Source organism: Limnothrix sp. FACHB-881, assembly GCF_014698135.1.
Taxonomy (GTDB): domain Bacteria; phylum Cyanobacteriota; class Cyanobacteriia; order CACIAM-69d; family CACIAM-69d; genus CACIAM-69d.
Genome location: NZ_JACJSN010000004.1, coordinates 20,695 through 37,116 on the forward strand (window position 1 = coordinate 20,695; position 16,422 = coordinate 37,116).

Genomic DNA, 16,422 nt, shown 5'->3' on the forward strand with positions numbered 1-16,422 from the left:
GATATTCGCCCCTTCTTGCTTGGTGTTGAACAAGGTCACATTTTAGGTGATGAATGAGAATTGCACCCTTTCATATTTCGTCTGAGGTCTGGATCAAGGGGCTGGTAGCCGCTGGGCCGACGGTCGATCGAGTCGGTTTGGCTCCGGATCCCCTGCGATCGGTGACCGAGCAAACTAGTTAATCAGTGGCTGAGTGGGCGATCGGGATTGGGCCATTGCCACGGGATGCGCTTAGGAAGTGGGTTTTGAAGTGGATTGGAAAAGGAATTTTGAAAAAAGCAGCAAAATGCCTTTAAAAAATGACTAAAGAAAATGACTAGAAAAAATCACCCAAGAGCCGGTCGGCAAAATAACTTGAAAAGTGGTTCTAAAATACTTCAGAAATGGCTGAATAATGCTGGTGTTTGCCCAAAAGTCCCATGGGAGACTGGGATAGCCTGAGCTAAGAGAGCTGGAACAGGATGGATCGAGATTGACCGATCCCACACCACTTTCACCCGCACCATTTTCAAAACCTGCCGACCGGGTGATGCGAGTCTTTTTCCATTCTTGGGCCGACGGGGCCGGTTTAACCTTGCTCTTCCAGAATGCGGGAAAGCAGGGGTTGCAGCGAGCATTCTAAGGGGTTTTGTTGAGATCATCTGGCTGCAAAGGTAACAGCACTTGATAGATATTTGTGGCCCGTTCTCGCCCCTTGAGGGTAACTGGGCCAATGAAGCGGGTGGGAAAGCGGTCGCGCACATGGCGATAGGTTTCTTCTTCAATGAAAATGCGACAAAGCCCCCCATCAAAGGACTTGTCATAACTTTCCAATCGGGCGGCTATGTTCACAGTGTCCCCAATAACGGTGTATTCCAACCGGCGGACATTGCCAATGCAACCACTCATCACGGGGCCCGAAGCGATGCCAATTCGGATGGCGGCGGTGGGGCGGCCCCGATCGCGCCACTGTTGATTTAAGCGCTGGAGCCGTTGACCCATCTCCACAGCACAGGTGACGGCGGCGATCGCATCGTCACCCACCTGGTGATCGCGCGATTGGGGAACCGGTACGCCAAACAGGGCCATGATTGCGTCGCCAATGAACTTGTTCACGATGCCGTTGCGATCGAGTACGCTTTGGGTCATGGACTGCATATATTCATTCAGCCAGGGAAAGATAATTTCCGGTGGGTTGGATTCCGCGATCGACGTGAACCCCACCAAATCCGCAAACATGACCGTGGCTGGCAAAATTTGCCCAATGAATTCTCCGCGCCGCACAATTTGATGGCGGCTTTGCCAAATCACCTGGGCCACCTGCGGTGTAACGTAGCGCTCAAACAGCTCGGTGATGGTTTGTCGATCGCGCCGTTCTTTGGCCGCCAACCCCAACGAGGCCCCAAAGGAACCGCCCACCAGCCCCAAAACCGGCGGCACTAGCGGAATCCAAACCATCCATTGCAACGCTTGCCAAGCGGCCGCCAGAATGGCCACGATGCCCAAAGCCGTCATGGCAAACAACAGCAACGGTTGGCGTAGGGTCCAGCCCAGCAGCGTGCCCCCCACAGTCCAAAGCACGATCCAGCCCATTTCCCAGGAGTCGCTCCAAACCTGAAGAAGGGGCCAGCCGTCGATCGCCGCCGATAGCAGTTGACTGGCGATCGTGGCATGGATTTCCACGCCGGAGGTCAGTTGCGGGCCCTGGTCTGTGTCGCTGTAGGGGGTATAGAACCGATCGCCCAGACTTTCCGCCGTGACCCCCACCAATACCAGTCGATCGTAGAGGGCATCCAGGGGCACTCGTCGATTCAAAACATCATTGGCCGAATAAACCTGGAACCCGCAATTGCGCTGGCTGTCGGTGGGACAGGCCAAGCCGCGATAGTCCAACAGCAGTTGATAGCCATCATCGATCGCCCCCACATAGGCTCCGTCATTGCCCTGGAAGGGGGCGATGGTGGCGCGACCCAGTTGATAGAGGCCCGCTTCTTCATCAAGGGCTTCCAACGTGATCGGGTTGGGTTGGCGCTCCAGATAGTTCAGCGCCAATTGGGTTCCCAAACCAAAGACCGCTTGATCCTGCTGGTCAGCCAGGGACAAAATCGCCCGCCGTACCTTGCGATCGGGATCCAGCAGCAAATCCGACGCGGCGATCGCCCCAGGTTTGTGGATGAGGGCCGGGGGCGGCGCGATGCCCTCGCCACTGACCTTGCGGATCCCCACCAGGCGATCGGACTGGCGCAGCAACTTTTCCAGGCGATCGTTGCCCGGGGGCATGGGAAAATCCCGCACCAAATCCAGCCCAATCATCCGGGGTTCATACTCTTCCAACGTTTCCAGCAAGTCCGCCAACTTTTCATCGGATAGGGGCCATTGCCGAAACAAGCGCAAGTCCGCTTCCGTCACCACCACCAACACCACCCGTTGCTCCAAACGGGCCGGCCGCCACCGCACCAGCAAATCAAACGCGGCCCACTCTGTCCCCTGCATCCAGCCCAACCCCCGCACCATCACCACCACCACCGCCACCAACAGGGCGATCGCTGTCCCATCGCGCCAAGACAGCAACACTGACCCGGCCCATAACCGATTCAGGAGGCGAATCCATTTCGTAATGGTTTTAAGCAAGGGTTGAGCCAACATGGAACGCAGGCGACGGTGGGCGGATGGTCATGGGGATGGCCGGGCCGGTCAGGTGCTAAATCATTGCTTCGTTGATCCGCTCAGATCTCTTTGAAGTTTCTCGGATTTCCTGAAATCTTCTCGGATCTCCTTGAACCTCCTTAGATCTACTCAGATCGCTGGATTGCTATGAATTGATGATGCTTGAGATCAGTAATTGAGTGAGAGTCGCCGCGATCACCCCCTACCTTAGCCTTGAATCCTCAGAATCGCTGATTCTGGAACATTTGTAGCCTGCTTGGCTGGAGAACGAGCAAGATCCCCGAATTAGAACGAAGAGGCGTTGCGGGCCAAGGCGGCGGCTGGTTCGTCAAAATTGATACTTGAATGGTCTCCTTCTTACCCCCTAGTCCCGTCGCGATCGGGATCGGGTCAGTGTTTGGTTGGCATCGGGTCAAGGCTTAGCAAATCTCGATCGACCCGTTTCATGGATTCTCTAAGGCTTTCGCCCTCTTCCAATGCCCTGGACAAGCCTCCCCCAAAGCCGGACAATCTGAGGCGGTCTTTTTGCGATCGCCCTTTCGATCACCCGCCATGAGTCAAGCATCTACACAACCCAACACCCAACCCAAATTGATCATCCACGGCGGTGCGGGCAGCTCGCTCCAGGGCAAGGGAGGCGTGGCCGCCGTTCGGGCGCTGCTGTCCGGCATTGTGGAACAGGTCTATGAACGTTTGTTGGCCGGAGCCAGCGCCCAGGAAGCGGTGGTGCTGGGCTGTCGGTTGTTGGAAGATGAACCGCGCTTCAATGCGGGTACGGGATCGGTGTTGCAGTCCGATGGGCAAATTCGGATGAGCGCATCTCTGATGGATGGCAGCGCCCAACGGTTCAGCGGCACGATTAATGTGTCGCGGATCCAAAACCCGATCGAACTGGCGGCCTTTTTGCAAACCCAGAGCGATCGGGTGTTGTCGGATGTGGGATCGGCGGAGTTGGCGCGGGAGCTAGCCCTGCCGATCTATAACCCGCTAACGGATTTGCGGCTGAATGAGTGGATCGAGGAGCGCAAGGACAACTTCAGCAAGCGATCGATGGCTTCCACGATCGCCGAAGTCGAAGCCGGTGCGCGGTCGGACTCGGCGGGCCGCGGCACGATCGGCGTGGTAGCGCTGGATCAGCAAGGGCGCGTGGCGGCCGGCACGTCCACCGGAGGCAAAGGCTTTGAGCGCATTGGCCGGGTCAGCGACTCCGCCACCCCAGCGGGCAACTATGCCACGGCCCGCGCGGGCGTGAGCTGCACCGGTATTGGCGAAGACATTTTGGATGAATGCTTGGCGGCCAAGATTGTGATCCGGGTGGATGACGGCTTGGGCCTGGCAGCGGCCTTTGAAAAGTCGATGGCGGAGGCGGCCGATCGGGGTCGCGATTTGGGGGCGATCGGGCTGGATGCTACCGGGGCGATCGCCTGGGGCAAAACCAGTGAAGTCTTGCTGGCGGCCTACCACAACGGCACGACCCTGGGCGACACGCTGGAGTTGCCCGACGGGTTGCAAGTGGGCGGTTGCTAGGGGCGATCGGCTCCGGCGTGGCCCGTTGGATTGGTTAAATGGGACTGGTTAAAATTGACCTAGCCAAACCCTGCCGCGCCGCCATGATTGCCGTTCCTAATTACATCAGCCCTACGGATTATTTAGAGCTAGAACAAGCCAGCCCCCACCGCCACGAATATCGTCAGGGGCTGGTTTATGCGATGGCGGGCGGCACGGATAACCACGATCGAATTGCCCTTAATTTGTTAACGCTTATTAATTTGCACTTGGGTAATTCGGACTGTCGGTTTCACTCGGGCAATGTCAAAGTTGCCTACCAAGATCAGTTCTATTACTATCCCGATATTTTTGTCACCTGTGACCCGCGCGATCGCCTGGATCGCCAAGTCAAACGCTATCCCAAATTGATTGGAGAAGTGCTTTCGCCCAGTACCCAATTATTCGATCGCACCCAAAAGTTTGAGGACTATCAAAAACTGGATTTGTTAATGGAATATCTGTTAATTGCACAGGATCAACCCCTGGTCAGTTGTTATCGTCGCCAGGTCGATGGTGCTTGGGTCTTAACAGTTTACCAAACGGGCGATCAAGTAATGCTAACCAGTTTGGATTTGGAGTTTCCAATCAGCGCCCTTTATCAAGGCTTGGATTAGCGACTCAACGCTATTTTTTGATTAGCCGCTTAATATTATTTGCCAATTATTTGCCAATACAAAAGCGGCTGAAAATTCGATCGAGCACGGATTCTGTGACCTCTTCGCCAGTGATTTCCCCCAGGGCTTGAATCGCGTCCCGCAGGTCGATCGTCCAAAAATCCAGGGGTAATTGTTGATCCATGGTTTCGCAGACCCGCCCGATCGCCTGTTGGGCCCGCAGCAAGGCCGCCGCCTGCCGCTGATTAATCGCCACATCCAAATCCGCCGCCTGCACCCGACCCGATCGGGCAATTTGCAAAATCGCCTGCTCCAAATCGTCAATGCCGCGCCCTTCCGCCGCCGCCGTGTAAACCACTTGGGCAAAATCCTGGGGCAACAGAGACGAAATCGTTTCCGGAGCCACCAAATCGATTTTGTTCACCACCAAAATGGTCGGCGGCAGAGGTCGATCGGGGTCGGCGGCGCGGATTTGTTCATAGATGGCTCGATCGCCCCCCGTCCAGCCCCGGGGCGCTTCGATCACCAACAGCAGCAGATCCGCCGATCGAGCCGCGGCCCGCGATCGCTCCACTCCAATTTTTTCCACCAGGTCATCGGTTTCCCGAATCCCCGCCGTATCCAGCACTTGGATTGGGATGCCGCCCACCACCAGCCGCGATTCCACCACGTCCCGTGTGGTTCCCGGCAACTCCGTGACGATCGCCCGATCGCTACGGCTCCAGGCGTTTAACAGGCTGGACTTGCCCGCGTTCGGTCGCCCGACGATCGCCACCTTCAAGCCGCTGCGCAACAGCTCGCCCCGATCGGCCGTGGCCAACCAGCGATCGACCTGGGTAGCGATGGTTTGCAGGGCCGCCGTCACGGCGGGCAAATCCAGCGGCGGCAGGTCATCTTCAAAATCAATGCGGGCCTCAATTTCCGCCAACCAGTCCATACAGCTCGATCGCAAATCGCGAATCGGCCGGGCCAGCTTCCCTTGCACCCCCGCCAAGGCCGCCTGGGCCGCCTGGGGCGACTGGGCCCCCACCAAGTCCGCGACGCTTTCCGCTTGGGTCAGGTCAATCCGCCCATTCAAAAATGCCCGCAGCGTAAATTCCCCCGGTTGCCCCAGACGCGCCCCCTGCTGCAAACAGAGCTGTAGCGTTTGTTGCACCACCATCATTCCCCCGTGGCAGTGGAGTTCCACCACGTCCTCGCGGGTGTAGGTGCGCGGAGCTGCCATCAACAACAGCAGGGCTTCGTCAACGGTTTCGCCCGTTTGGGGATTGTGCAAATAGCCATACAAAATTCGGTGGCTTTCCCAGGGTTGGGAGCCAGGGGCCCGAAAAATTCGCCGGGCGATCGCCCAGGACTCGGGCCCCGACATCCGCACAATGCCAACGCTGCCCTGTTGCGGCACAATCGCCGTGGCGATAGCGGCGATCGTGTCTTGCTTTGTGGCCGATGCACCCATAGGTTCGGTCTGTTGCAATCCTCTGCAATGGTTCTGTTTTCAGGAATCAGGGGACTAATCTAGGGCATGAATTCGCCCAAATTAGCCCATGGGTTTAGAAAACTCATTCAGGGGCTGAATTATGAGGAGATTAACTCTCAGGAGTTGAATTCTCAGAAGTTGAATTCGAGGGCGTGGGGATCAATGCGGCCTGTTCCAAAGCCAGCTTTTGGGTCAATTGGGCCCGCAGGGTTTCGATGCGCTGCCGATTGAGTCCCAAGTCTGATTCCCCCAATCGCGAAGCCGATCGCACCTGAATTTGATTGGTTTCTCCATCTAGCAAAAATTCCACATCATCCACAAACCCCAGCAGCGGTGTGGCGAATTCTGCGTAGAGATAATCGGGCGATTCAGTAATCACGGTGGTGCGTTCCGTCGCTTTCACCAACTCGGTCAGGGCCGCAAAGACATGATCCGCATCGCCCATGATCTGGAGCGGGGCGATCGTGTGTTGCAAATCCGTGATTGGGGTTTGGCTGCTGACGCAATTGGGACTGTTGGGACAGGGGCGAAGTTGACCCGCCACAGCGCCCAAGTTTTCGGGGCGATTGCCCGCAAACAAATTGCCAAAAACAGAACCCATGACCGGCCCGGGCGCGGCCCAGGCCGTGGTTGCCGGTAGCCACAGCAGCAGGGCCGCCACCCAAGCCAACCAGCCGGGGGCGTTGCCGTTGCCCGATCGCAGCGAATGGCTTTGGGTTCTGAACTGATTTTGATCTTGTGGTTTCCCCATCACCCCACCCATAGGTTGCATCCGCCGTTTGTTAATTTTGGGTCTTGAATTGAATGAACTGAGTTGGACGAACTGAGCTTAGCCAATTGAGTTGGATCGGCTCAGTTTTTAGCCTAGTTGAGCTGAATTTTGGTCAAGTCAATTGGGCAAATCTTCAGGCCAGCACTGTTGCAAAATCAGGGATGCATCTTCACGGAGCCAGCCCGACGCTGCGGAACGGATGCGTTCGATCGATTTCCCTGGCCCTAGAGTAACGATTTCCCAAAAAGTTGGCTGGCTGGGATCAGGGTTTGGGCAAAACCACGGGCGCAAACATGAGCGCAAAAAAGGGCGCGGTAGCTCCCACGCCCTGGCCCTTAAGTTGTTTTGGCTTGAACGGAAGCTCAAACCCCACTCGATCGAGCTTGGGATTTAAGCAGCCGATTCCGCTTCGGCGGCGGCCTTCACCTTGCGAGGATCGAGCTTAATCGTCAGGTAGCGAATTACGTCTTCGCTGAGGCGCATGGCCTTTTCCATGGGGGCGATGTGGCTGCCGGTGGCGTGTTCGTAGTTCATTTGGATGTACACGCCTTCGCGGCAACGGTTGATTTCATAGGACAACCGGCGCTTGCCACGATGTTGGATTTCGAGGCCGGTGGCTCCTTGCTCCGTCAGCATCGTCCGATATTTGTTGATGTTGGCATCCACGGCCTCTTCGTTGAGGTCGGGGCGCAGGATGTACATCGTTTCGTAGAGGCGATTTGCAGACATGGATGGGTAGTTCCTTGCGGACAATAGAATGGTCGATCGGGCTGACTGGGGGGCAATGCTGAGGGCCCCGCTGTTGCCGATCGACAAGGATTCACGGGCTGTATATCATACCCCACCGAGGGGCTGCCCGATCGCCCGAATTCTCCTGATCGCCCCGATGCCGTGAACAGCGATTAGCGCACCTGCATGTGCACCGCTTCCGAGAGGCTGGGAATTTCTGCCAAGCGCCCCAAAGCCGACTGGACGATCGAGTAAATGGCCGCGACCACAACTCCCAAGAACACCGTGCTGGCCAGGGTTTGCACCACAAAGCCCCCGATCGGCTGGAAAACATACTGAATCACCAGCCCACAAAGGGACACCAAAATCGAAATCAGAATCGATTGCATGGTGTTGAAACGAATGAAATAGCTGATGTTGCTGTTACGAACCACCAACAAGAACAGCACCAAAAAGATGATGAAGCTCATGAAGGGAATTTGGTAGAGCTGAAGCAGGGGCAGCAGCGGCACATACAACACCGTCAAAAACGGCAGTTCCCGGAAGATGGAGCCACCAAAGCCCACCACATCCACCAGCGGCAGGGCATAGACCAAAGCACCAAACAGGCGATCGCGCCAAGTTGTCGTCGTTCCGCGCCAGTTCACGATCGGCATCTCCCGAGAGCAATGAATTGATCTATTTTAGACGCTGGTTTTGGGCGGGCCATGGTGCGATCGCCCCACTTGATCGCGCTTCTGCTGGCGATCGCCTGTGGATCATGGGTGGATACTCAATCATCGAGGCGGGCGGCGGCGGCTAGGTCATCAGCCGGGCGCAACCAGTGGGCAAATTCATCGGCAAAATTGCCCGCCAAAATAGCCGATCGAATCCGTTGTGTGAATCGGATTAGCTCCGTCACGTTGTGGATTGCCAGCAGCGTGTAGCCCAAAATTTCCTTGGCGCGGATCAGGTGGCCGATGTAGGCGCGGCTGAAGTTTTGGCAGGTGTAGCAAGGGCAGGTTTCATCCAGCGGCCGGAAATCTTCCCGGAATTGGGCGTTTTTCAGGTTCCAACGCTCACCCTGCACCAGGGCCGCCCCGTGCCGCGCCAGTCTTGTGGGAATCACGCAATCAAACACATCAATCCCGGCAGCGATCGCCTGGGCCATTTCTCGATAAGTCCCCACCCCCATCAAGTAGCGCAATTTGTGGGGAGGCAACAGGGGCGTGGTGGCTTTCACGATGTGCTCAATCAGTTCCGGCGGTTCCCCCACGCTCACCCCCCCGATCGCGTAGCCGGGTAGATCCAGGGCCGCCAAATCCGCCGCCGCCTTGGCTCGCAAATCCGCGTAGGTTCCCCCTTGGACAATGCCGAATAGGGCTTGATCAGAACGCTGATGGGCCTCGATGCACCGCAGCAGCCATTGGTAGGTGCGATCGGTCGCCTTTTCCACCTGTTCGCGGGTGGCTGGGTAGGGCGGACATTCATCAAACGCCATGATCACGTCGGATCCGAGGGCGTTTTGAATTTGAATGGATTTTGCGGGGGTGAAATCAATAATGCTGCCGTCGTGGGGCGATCGAAACGTCACGCCCCGATCGCTAATTTGCCGCATTTCACTGAGGCTAAACACCTGAAACCCGCCCGAGTCCGTCAGAATCGGCCCCTGCCAGTTCATAAACTTGTGCAGTCCGCCCGCCGCCTGCACGATGCCTTCACCCGGTTGCAAATGCAGGTGATAGGTATTCGACAAAATCATCTGGGCCCCGGTGGCGGCCACTTGATCCGGCGACAGGGTTTTGACATTGGCCAATGTGCCCACGGGCATAAAGCGAGGGGTTTCCACAATGCCGTGGGGCGTGTGAAAAACACCAACGCGGGCCGATGTTTGGGAACATTCAGCCACTAACTCAAACCGAAAATCGGGGGCAATAGCACTCATGAACGGGGGCAAAATTTTTCGGACTGCTGAGCGAATTTCTGAAAACCCAAAACGGATTTTTGCTAACTCCAACGATCAATCCAGACAAGGGGATTAAGCCCCTTGCTGCCCAAGACGATTGGGACTTGATCAGGGCTTCAAGATACTTTTCAAATATTCTCCAAGTCTCTTATCCCGAAAACTCGGGTAGGTTCCTGAATTGAATGTTGGATTTAGCTTTGAATGAACGGTTGGATTGAGTTGAATTGAATTGGGAAAATTGAATTGGGTTGGATGGAGTTGAACTGGGAAATTTAGCGTGCCGCCCGCACCAGCAGCCCCGTCCCCAACGCCCCAACCACCAGCAAAGGCAACCAAGCCGCCACCATCGGCGACAGAAACTCTGTGCGGGCCAAGGCATCCATCAGGAAAGCCAACAAATAATAGGCGAAAATGACCACCACGCTCACACCAAAACTGGTGGCGCGGCCAAGGCGTTGATGGCGACGATTGGCCAGTGCTGAACCCACCAAACCAAAGCCTACGCAAATGAAGGGAAATGCATATTTTTGCTGAATTCGCAGCTCTAACTTGGTGATTTCTGCTCGCTCGCCGCTCTGACGCAAAATGGCCAAACGCTCCTGGGCTTCGGCAATATTCAGCTCATTGGAGAAGCGATCGCGCACGGCCAAATCAAGGGGCGTTCGGGGTAGCTGCAACCGTTGTTGTTCAAAACGCAAAATATCGCGGTAGGAACCATCGGGAGCCACCAAATAAATCGTGCCATCTCGGAAATCCCAGGCCCGTTCTTGGGGATTCCAAACGGCAGATTTGGCGGTCACAATCTGACTGATGCCCGCCTGGGAGCGATCGATAATCGTCAGGGACAGCATCTGCTTGCCGTCATAGCGCTCGGCATAAAACACACGACTGAGAATGCTTTTTTTCTCGCCGTCCGGTTTTTCAACTTCGCTGAATTCCCGATAGAAAATATTTTCTTCCCGGAAAGAGGGTTGATTATCGTCGGTTCCTAGGGCACGCTCCAAAATGGTGGTGGCTTGGTAGTTGGCGGCGGGCACTAATGCTTCGTTAAAAACAAAAGTTAAACCCGTGACAAACAGGCTGAGTACCAAGGCCGGCGCAACAATTCGATAAACCCCAATGCCGCAACTGCGGAGGGCCACCAATTCGCTGTCGTTGGACAGCCGCCCAAAGGCCATCATGGAGGCCAACAGGGTGGACATGGGGAAAGACAGCACGATGAAGTAGGGCATTTGCAGCAACATCACCTGCATGGCCAGGTGAATGGGCAATCCTTCTTCTACGACTTTGCGCACGAGGTCAAAAACCGTGCCGACGGAAACCCCGATCGAGGAGAATGCACCAACCCCAAACAGAAAGGGCATGGCCAATTCCTTGGCCAGGTAACGATCCATCACGCTGATTTGTGGCAGCCAGTTTTGCCAAGGAGGGGCGGAGGATGGCTGGGGTACGGTGTTGGAGGTCATAGGGTGTCTGGTCGGGAATAGCGGCTGAGGGGCCTGCGAGAAGGCGAGGGTTGGAGTGGGGGCTGAGGCAGGGGCGGAACGTTAGGGCTGAAATTTGTCACCCAAGTAATATTGCCGCACCAAGGGGTTGCCATACAGCTCGGTGGCGTTTCCGGAGGCGAGGATCTGGCCTTCCCGCAAAATATAGGCGCGATCGACAATTTCCAGGGTTTCCCGCACGTTGTGATCGGTAATCAGAATCCCCATGCCCTGATCGCGCAGGCCGGCCACGATGCGTTGAATTTCGGCCACTGCGATCGGGTCAATGCCCGCAAAGGGTTCATCCAGCAACAGGAACTGGGGCCCCTCCAATCCCACGGCTAAGGCGCGGGCAATTTCCGTGCGGCGGCGCTCACCCCCTGACACCTGAATTCCCGGCGTGTGGGCCACTTTCTCCAGCCCAAAATCTTGCACCAACTGCTGGAGACGGCGCTCCTGCATCTCTCGGGGTAGCTTGGCTTGCTGCAACACCAGGCGCAAGTTATCCGCCACACTCAGGTGGCGAAACACACTCGGTTCTTGGGCCAGGTAACCAATGCCGAGGCGGGCCCGTTGGTGAATGGGTTGTTCGGTAATGTCTTGGTCATCAAGCCACACATGGCCGCTGTCGGGCCGTTCCAACCCCGTGGCCATATAGAAAACGGTGGTTTTGCCTGCGCCGTTTGGCCCCAGCAGCCCAACCACCTCCCCCCGTTCCACCGTGAGGCTAACGCGGTTGACAATTAGACGCTCACCGTAGGCTTTCTGGACGTTTTCAAGAACAATCTTCAACGGTGTACCCCCACGAAAGGATGCAAGCCGGCCAGCGGCGATCGAACAGCGGTAAATTTTAGGGCGCGGTGGGGGCAAACAGCGAAGGCACGGCCGGCGCGGCAGGCAGTCCCCCCGCCGGCCCCGAAGACGAAGGCAAGACCGTGGGCGTGGTGGTGTCCAACACTAAGTAGACCGATTCCACTTGGCGGTTGGGCAAGGGCAGCGCGATCGATCGCCCTTCATCGACATAGTAGGTGACCGTTTCGGCCCGCAGGCTATTGCCGTCTTGCAGCACAAACACATCACCCGACATCACCAAACGGCGTTCGTTGCTGAAATATTGTGCCTGGGCGGCGGTGGCTTTGAGCATCCGAGCGGGATAGTCCACCTGAACGTTGCCCCGCGCCGTCACAATTCCCGCGATCGAGTTGGCCTCTTGCACGTCGGAGATGACCGTCATCGGCTGGCGCACTGGAACCGGCTGCGTGGGGGGCGCTGGCTGGGCGATCGCCTGGGACACCTGCCCAATTCCCATCGCCGCCGCCATCAGACTGGCTCCCATGGCCCGCCGGGCCCGCTTGGCTGCGGCCCTTTGGCTCGATCGAGTTGTGCCCACTGGTTGACCCACCATAGTCATTGGTTCAAAAACGAAGGTTTAAAGGCAAAGAAGAGACGGCTAATGCTAAAGATGGCTAACTCAACGATCGCCCAGTAGCCCACTTAGCAACTGATGAGTTCGATCTCTGGATCGACGTTGCAGGGCACTTTAGGGGGCTGCTGCTTCAGTGGTCTATTGAATTTGGCAACACACCAGAGACAACCCACATTAACCCAAGAGGGGAGATCACCCGACAGCGATCGCGCACCATTGGGATTAATTAAGATCATAGGATCGCCCCAGATAGTTTAGCGAACGCTTGCAACGCCAACCGTTCGTCATTGCCCATTTGCCAAGCGGTGGTGGCGGCCCATGCCTCAAATGTCCGTGCTGTCGCTCATTTTGCCCCTACCTCTCTGCCTCAAAATTCTAAAGATTCAGAACCGATCACCCCGGTTCCCACTGGAGGCTGAATGCGTCCGGCGATTGTTGTCCGTAGTTTGTCTGTAGTTTATCTATAGTTGTTGCTGGTTCGTTGCTGGTGGTTTTTGGGAATTGGCTTTTGATGACCCTGGCAGATGGTCGATGAACTACCTAAAAATCATCTGTGCGTGATCTATGAATGGTTGCCTATGAATCGCGATCAATTAATTGCGATTTGTAAGTTGTTTTCTGACGATTATTCTTTAAATGCTCTAATTAATTGCTCTAATTAATTTTCCCAAGTCATAGATGATGCTTATTGATTTCGCTCCCGTCCCCGATCGATCCGAAATAACCAAACCATCAGCGCCACCACACCCGCTTGCAGTGCCAAATTAGGCAACACATCCGTCGGGTTTTCGCCCGCTAGCAATTTTAGTAAAAAAATGAACCCACCCAGTGCTCCCGAAGCAGCAAAAGCACCATAGAACAAGCGCCGAAGACCTCGATAGGGAGCGGCGGCCTCTGCTCGCAGTCGAGCCATGGTTTCTGCATCTAGTTGGCGAGGACGATTGGCCATGTTGGGGGATTGCCTGATGAAATTGGTGTTGGTCTGGAACGTTTGGGCGGCTTTGGGCAACCGTTTGGTTATTTTATCACTAGGTCACTCGATCGCCTGATCTGGTAACTTAAAGGATTGCTCGCGCCTAAAATTCTTTGAATTACTGATTGTGCTTATTAAGGATAAATCAATAGCGGTTCATTCATCAAAGCATCTATTAATTAATCTTTTGGTTGATTTCTTTACTTGGTTCTTAAGATTAGTTCTTGAGACTAATTTTACGGCTACTTTTGTCTTGAATAAATTGAAGCTGATTTTCGATGAATCCTAACAGGTTTTTGCAGTTCAATAAATTGATCTGGAGCATCCAATTCTGCTTCTTTATGCCTAATTAAGGCGATCGAGTTACCCCTGCTCTGATGAATTGTCTAGGGTGTCATGACTTGATGAATATTGATCGGTGGCTATGACTCCATGCAAATCACAGGGAACAGGAATGGGTTGATAGGTTCATCCAGCCAAGGACGAAAACGACTAGCTGCGATCGCGTTGTTGGGGTTTGGCGATCGGCTGGGGTTCAGATGATCCAAAACAGACAGTGCCCAAGATAGCCAGTGTCGTTCAACTCGAGGAATCGGCTATTGGTTGTGAGGGTATCTGAACAGCCTAAATTGCTACCTTTCGGGTCTTACCAACCCGACAAAGACAAGGAGCTTAAGCCCCTTGCTCTAACGACGATTAGCGCTCGATCTGTGTCAAAAAATACTGTTCAGACAGTCCTCTGAGAGAAATTTCAATCCTTTGGCGAAGCTACCTGGAAAAGGCTTTCAGAAAGCACCTCAGTAAGAATATGCTATGCTTACTGAAACTAATTCTCAAAGATTTAAATGCTCCTCAACCTTAAAGCGATTCGCTTGTTGAGAAATCTTTGAGTTAAAACAGTTTTGGAAATACTTTCACGACTTCAGGTTCGGGCATGGGGTTTGGCATCAGAGGGGCGATTGTGGGCGATCGCGCGGCAACCGGTAAGAGGGATCGCTCATTGAAATGGGAACTTGGGGGCGCGATCGGGCGCGGAATGTTGCTCACGGTCTCGATCGCCCTGGGGTTGACCCTGAGCGGTTGCCCCACCCAGCCCACGGCCCAGCGATCGCCCGGAAACCCCAAGGACTGTCCGAGGTGTGATTTTGCGGGCAAGGATCTGAGCAATCAAGACTTTGCCGGGGCGAACCTGAATGGAGCCAACTTTCAAAAGGCCAATTTGACCGGGGTGAACCTGAGCCAGGCCAAGCTGGACGGGGCCAATTTTCAGCAAGCGAATTTAACCAAAGCCGACCTGAGCCAGGCGGGCATGAACCAAGCCAAGCTGACGGGGGCGAACCTCAGCGAAGCCCGGCTCACCAAAACCTATCTTCGGGGGGCTGACTTGACCCAAGCCAAGCTGACGGGGGCCGACTTGAGCGGCGCAGATTTGCTGAACGCCAGCCCCTCCAAGCTTGATCTCAGCGGGGTCAAAACCCTGGGCACAACCTTGCCGGATGGGAGCCAAGGAAAATGAGCAGTAACCTTCCGGTTTCCGATCAGGCCTTGGTGACTGTGCGTTCAGAAGAAGTTCCTAGGACTGCTCGATCGGCGATCGTGGGGAGCCAGGGGCCCGACGCAGGGGCGATCGACCCGATGGAGGAGTCCCCGCCTAGCCATTCCCCCACCAGAAACCCATCACCCAGCAGCGCATCGCAACAAAACGCCCCCCCAAGGCGAGGGCCCGAGTTGGTGGATTGGTCTCCCAGTGCCAAAATCAGCCTTTGGGGGGCCATGGGCCTGGGCGTGGTGGTGTCCGTGGTGCTCCATGGGGCGGTGTTGTTGCTGCCAATGCCCAAGGAGCCGGACAAGGTGGCCCTGCCCCTGAGCGCCCAAGAGGCCCCCATTCGGGTCACCAATTTGCCGAAAACCACCCCGGCCCGATCGACCCCTTCTCCCAGCCCCGCGCGATCGACCCCGGCCCAACGCCGGGCCGATCGGGCCGCAACCCCAAAACCGAAAGTCAATCAGCCCAATCGGGTGGTGGTTCCCAAGCCCCAAACCGCCAAACCGGCCCCGGCTCCGTCGGCAGCACCCAGCCCAAGCCCCAATCCCACACCCAGCCCCACACCCAGCCCAAGTCCTAGCCCCGAACCTAGCCCTAGCCCCACGCCCCAAGGCTTACCGGCGTTGGCGGGGTTGAATGCTGGCGGGGCCGCTTGTGCCCCCGATCGCCCCGATGGGTGCTATTCCCTGCCGGAAAACCTCAGCATTCACAGCGTCACGCCAGAGGTGATCCAAAATTCCCTGGGCCCCGATGTGACGGTGGCCGAAATTCCCGCAATCTACGAAAACACGGAACAGGCTCGGGAATTTGTGGTGTCGGATCCCCGTCGTGATTCAGCCGATCAAGTGGTGGGTTATTACTACGTAATTTCCACTCAAGTGCGCGGTCAGGTGGGAGCCATCATTGTCGGCAGCCGCGATCGACTGCTATCCCTGGATGCTATCCAAGCGGCGGCGGGTGCGGAAATTAATTAATTAATTAGTTAATTACAGCTCTTACCTCAATTACTAAGCATAGTCGCCCGTAGGGTGAGCACTGCCCACCAAACCGTTGCTTCATGGCATCTGCAATATGGCGTGCCAATAATTCTAGGTAAAGGCTGTAATTAAAAAAAAGAGTCTTGAAAAGAGATTGAGAGATTTTTAAAAAGAAATTCTCGGAAAGAGGTTTTCGGAAAGCAGCTTGCCAGAAAATCTTTGGGCGAAATTGCCATGGCAATGTTTGTGTTAAGGCAAGGTTTCGATCAACAATTGCCATGAAAA

At 55.6% G+C, this 16,422-nt stretch carries 16 protein-coding genes; 5 read left to right on the forward strand and 11 right to left on the reverse strand.

Annotated elements, in window-relative coordinates; genetic code table 11:
* Positions 1–53: 53 nt before the first annotated feature.
* Positions 54–182, forward strand: coding sequence for a hypothetical protein (locus H6G52_RS18720; RefSeq protein ID WP_255508494.1), 129 nt, complete (start codon positions 54–56; stop codon positions 180–182).
* Positions 183–618: 436 nt separating this feature from the next.
* On the opposite strand, the gene H6G52_RS05410 is transcribed toward H6G52_RS18720, so the two are convergent.
* Entirely contained in the window at positions 619–2,625 is a 2,007-nt protein-coding gene (locus H6G52_RS05410; protein ID WP_099532768.1) for a CHASE2 domain-containing protein, read from the reverse strand.
* 573 nt (positions 2,626–3,198) lie between these two features.
* Here H6G52_RS05410 and H6G52_RS05415 point away from each other — a divergent pair.
* Both H6G52_RS05415 and H6G52_RS05420 read left to right on the forward strand, forming a co-directional pair.
* Complete coding sequence (locus H6G52_RS05415) at positions 3,199–4,173, forward strand: isoaspartyl peptidase/L-asparaginase (protein ID WP_190526959.1); 975 nt, start codon at positions 3,199–3,201, stop codon at positions 4,171–4,173.
* Positions 4,174–4,256: 83 nt separating this feature from the next.
* Positions 4,257–4,808, forward strand: coding sequence for a Uma2 family endonuclease (locus H6G52_RS05420; RefSeq protein ID WP_190527164.1), 552 nt, complete (start codon positions 4,257–4,259; stop codon positions 4,806–4,808).
* A 46-nt stretch (positions 4,809–4,854) separates the two neighbouring features.
* On the opposite strand, the gene mnmE is transcribed toward H6G52_RS05420, so the two are convergent.
* From mnmE to H6G52_RS05465, 9 genes are all read right to left on the reverse strand, one after another.
* A complete protein-coding gene (mnmE, locus tag H6G52_RS05425) occupies positions 4,855–6,264 on the reverse strand; it encodes a tRNA uridine-5-carboxymethylaminomethyl(34) synthesis GTPase MnmE (protein WP_190526961.1) in 1,410 nt (469 codons plus the stop codon).
* A gap of 130 nt (positions 6,265–6,394) precedes the next feature.
* Positions 6,395–7,036, reverse strand: a complete 642-nt coding sequence (locus tag H6G52_RS05430) for a DUF1499 domain-containing protein (protein WP_242026218.1) — start codon at positions 7,034–7,036, stop codon at positions 6,395–6,397.
* A 411-nt stretch (positions 7,037–7,447) separates the two neighbouring features.
* On the reverse strand, positions 7,448–7,786 hold the full coding sequence (gene rpsF / locus H6G52_RS05435) for a 30S ribosomal protein S6 (protein ID WP_099532772.1): 339 nt from the start codon (positions 7,784–7,786) through the stop codon (positions 7,448–7,450).
* A 173-nt stretch (positions 7,787–7,959) separates the two neighbouring features.
* Positions 7,960–8,433, reverse strand: coding sequence for a Tic20 family protein (locus H6G52_RS05440; RefSeq protein WP_099532778.1), 474 nt, complete (start codon positions 8,431–8,433; stop codon positions 7,960–7,962).
* Positions 8,434–8,558: 125 nt separating this feature from the next.
* Positions 8,559–9,710, reverse strand: coding sequence for a tRNA guanosine(34) transglycosylase Tgt (gene tgt / locus H6G52_RS05445; RefSeq protein ID WP_199312189.1), 1,152 nt, complete (start codon positions 9,708–9,710; stop codon positions 8,559–8,561).
* A 293-nt stretch (positions 9,711–10,003) separates the two neighbouring features.
* Positions 10,004–11,125 carry an LptF/LptG family permease gene (locus tag H6G52_RS05450; protein ID WP_190355538.1) on the reverse strand — a complete coding sequence of 374 codons (1,122 nt, stop codon included), beginning with the start codon at positions 11,123–11,125 and terminating at the stop codon, positions 10,004–10,006.
* 153 nt (positions 11,126–11,278) lie between these two features.
* On the reverse strand, positions 11,279–12,007 hold the full coding sequence (lptB, locus tag H6G52_RS05455) for an LPS export ABC transporter ATP-binding protein (RefSeq protein ID WP_190355482.1): 729 nt from the start codon (positions 12,005–12,007) through the stop codon (positions 11,279–11,281).
* A gap of 58 nt (positions 12,008–12,065) precedes the next feature.
* Positions 12,066–12,626: an LptA/OstA family protein gene (locus tag H6G52_RS05460; RefSeq protein WP_242026220.1), complete on the reverse strand. Its 561-nt coding sequence runs from the start codon at positions 12,624–12,626 to the stop codon at positions 12,066–12,068.
* Positions 12,627–13,326: 700 nt separating this feature from the next.
* Entirely contained in the window at positions 13,327–13,590 is a 264-nt protein-coding gene (locus H6G52_RS05465; RefSeq protein WP_190526963.1) for a DUF3493 domain-containing protein, read from the reverse strand.
* A gap of 1,024 nt (positions 13,591–14,614) precedes the next feature.
* Between H6G52_RS05465 and H6G52_RS05470 the strand changes: the two genes are divergently transcribed.
* Positions 14,615–15,130, forward strand: coding sequence for a pentapeptide repeat-containing protein (locus tag H6G52_RS05470; RefSeq protein ID WP_190526965.1), 516 nt, complete (start codon positions 14,615–14,617; stop codon positions 15,128–15,130).
* Positions 15,127–16,134, forward strand: a complete 1,008-nt coding sequence (locus tag H6G52_RS05475; protein ID WP_190355484.1) for a hypothetical protein — start codon at positions 15,127–15,129, stop codon at positions 16,132–16,134. Before H6G52_RS05470 ends, H6G52_RS05475 begins: the two co-directional genes overlap by 4 nt.
* Before the next feature lie 4 nt (positions 16,135–16,138).
* Here the strand turns inward: H6G52_RS05475 and H6G52_RS05480 are convergent, their stop codons facing one another.
* Entirely contained in the window at positions 16,139–16,417 is a 279-nt protein-coding gene (locus H6G52_RS05480; RefSeq protein WP_190526967.1) for a hypothetical protein, read from the reverse strand.
* Between the last annotated feature and the right edge of the window lie 5 nt (positions 16,418–16,422).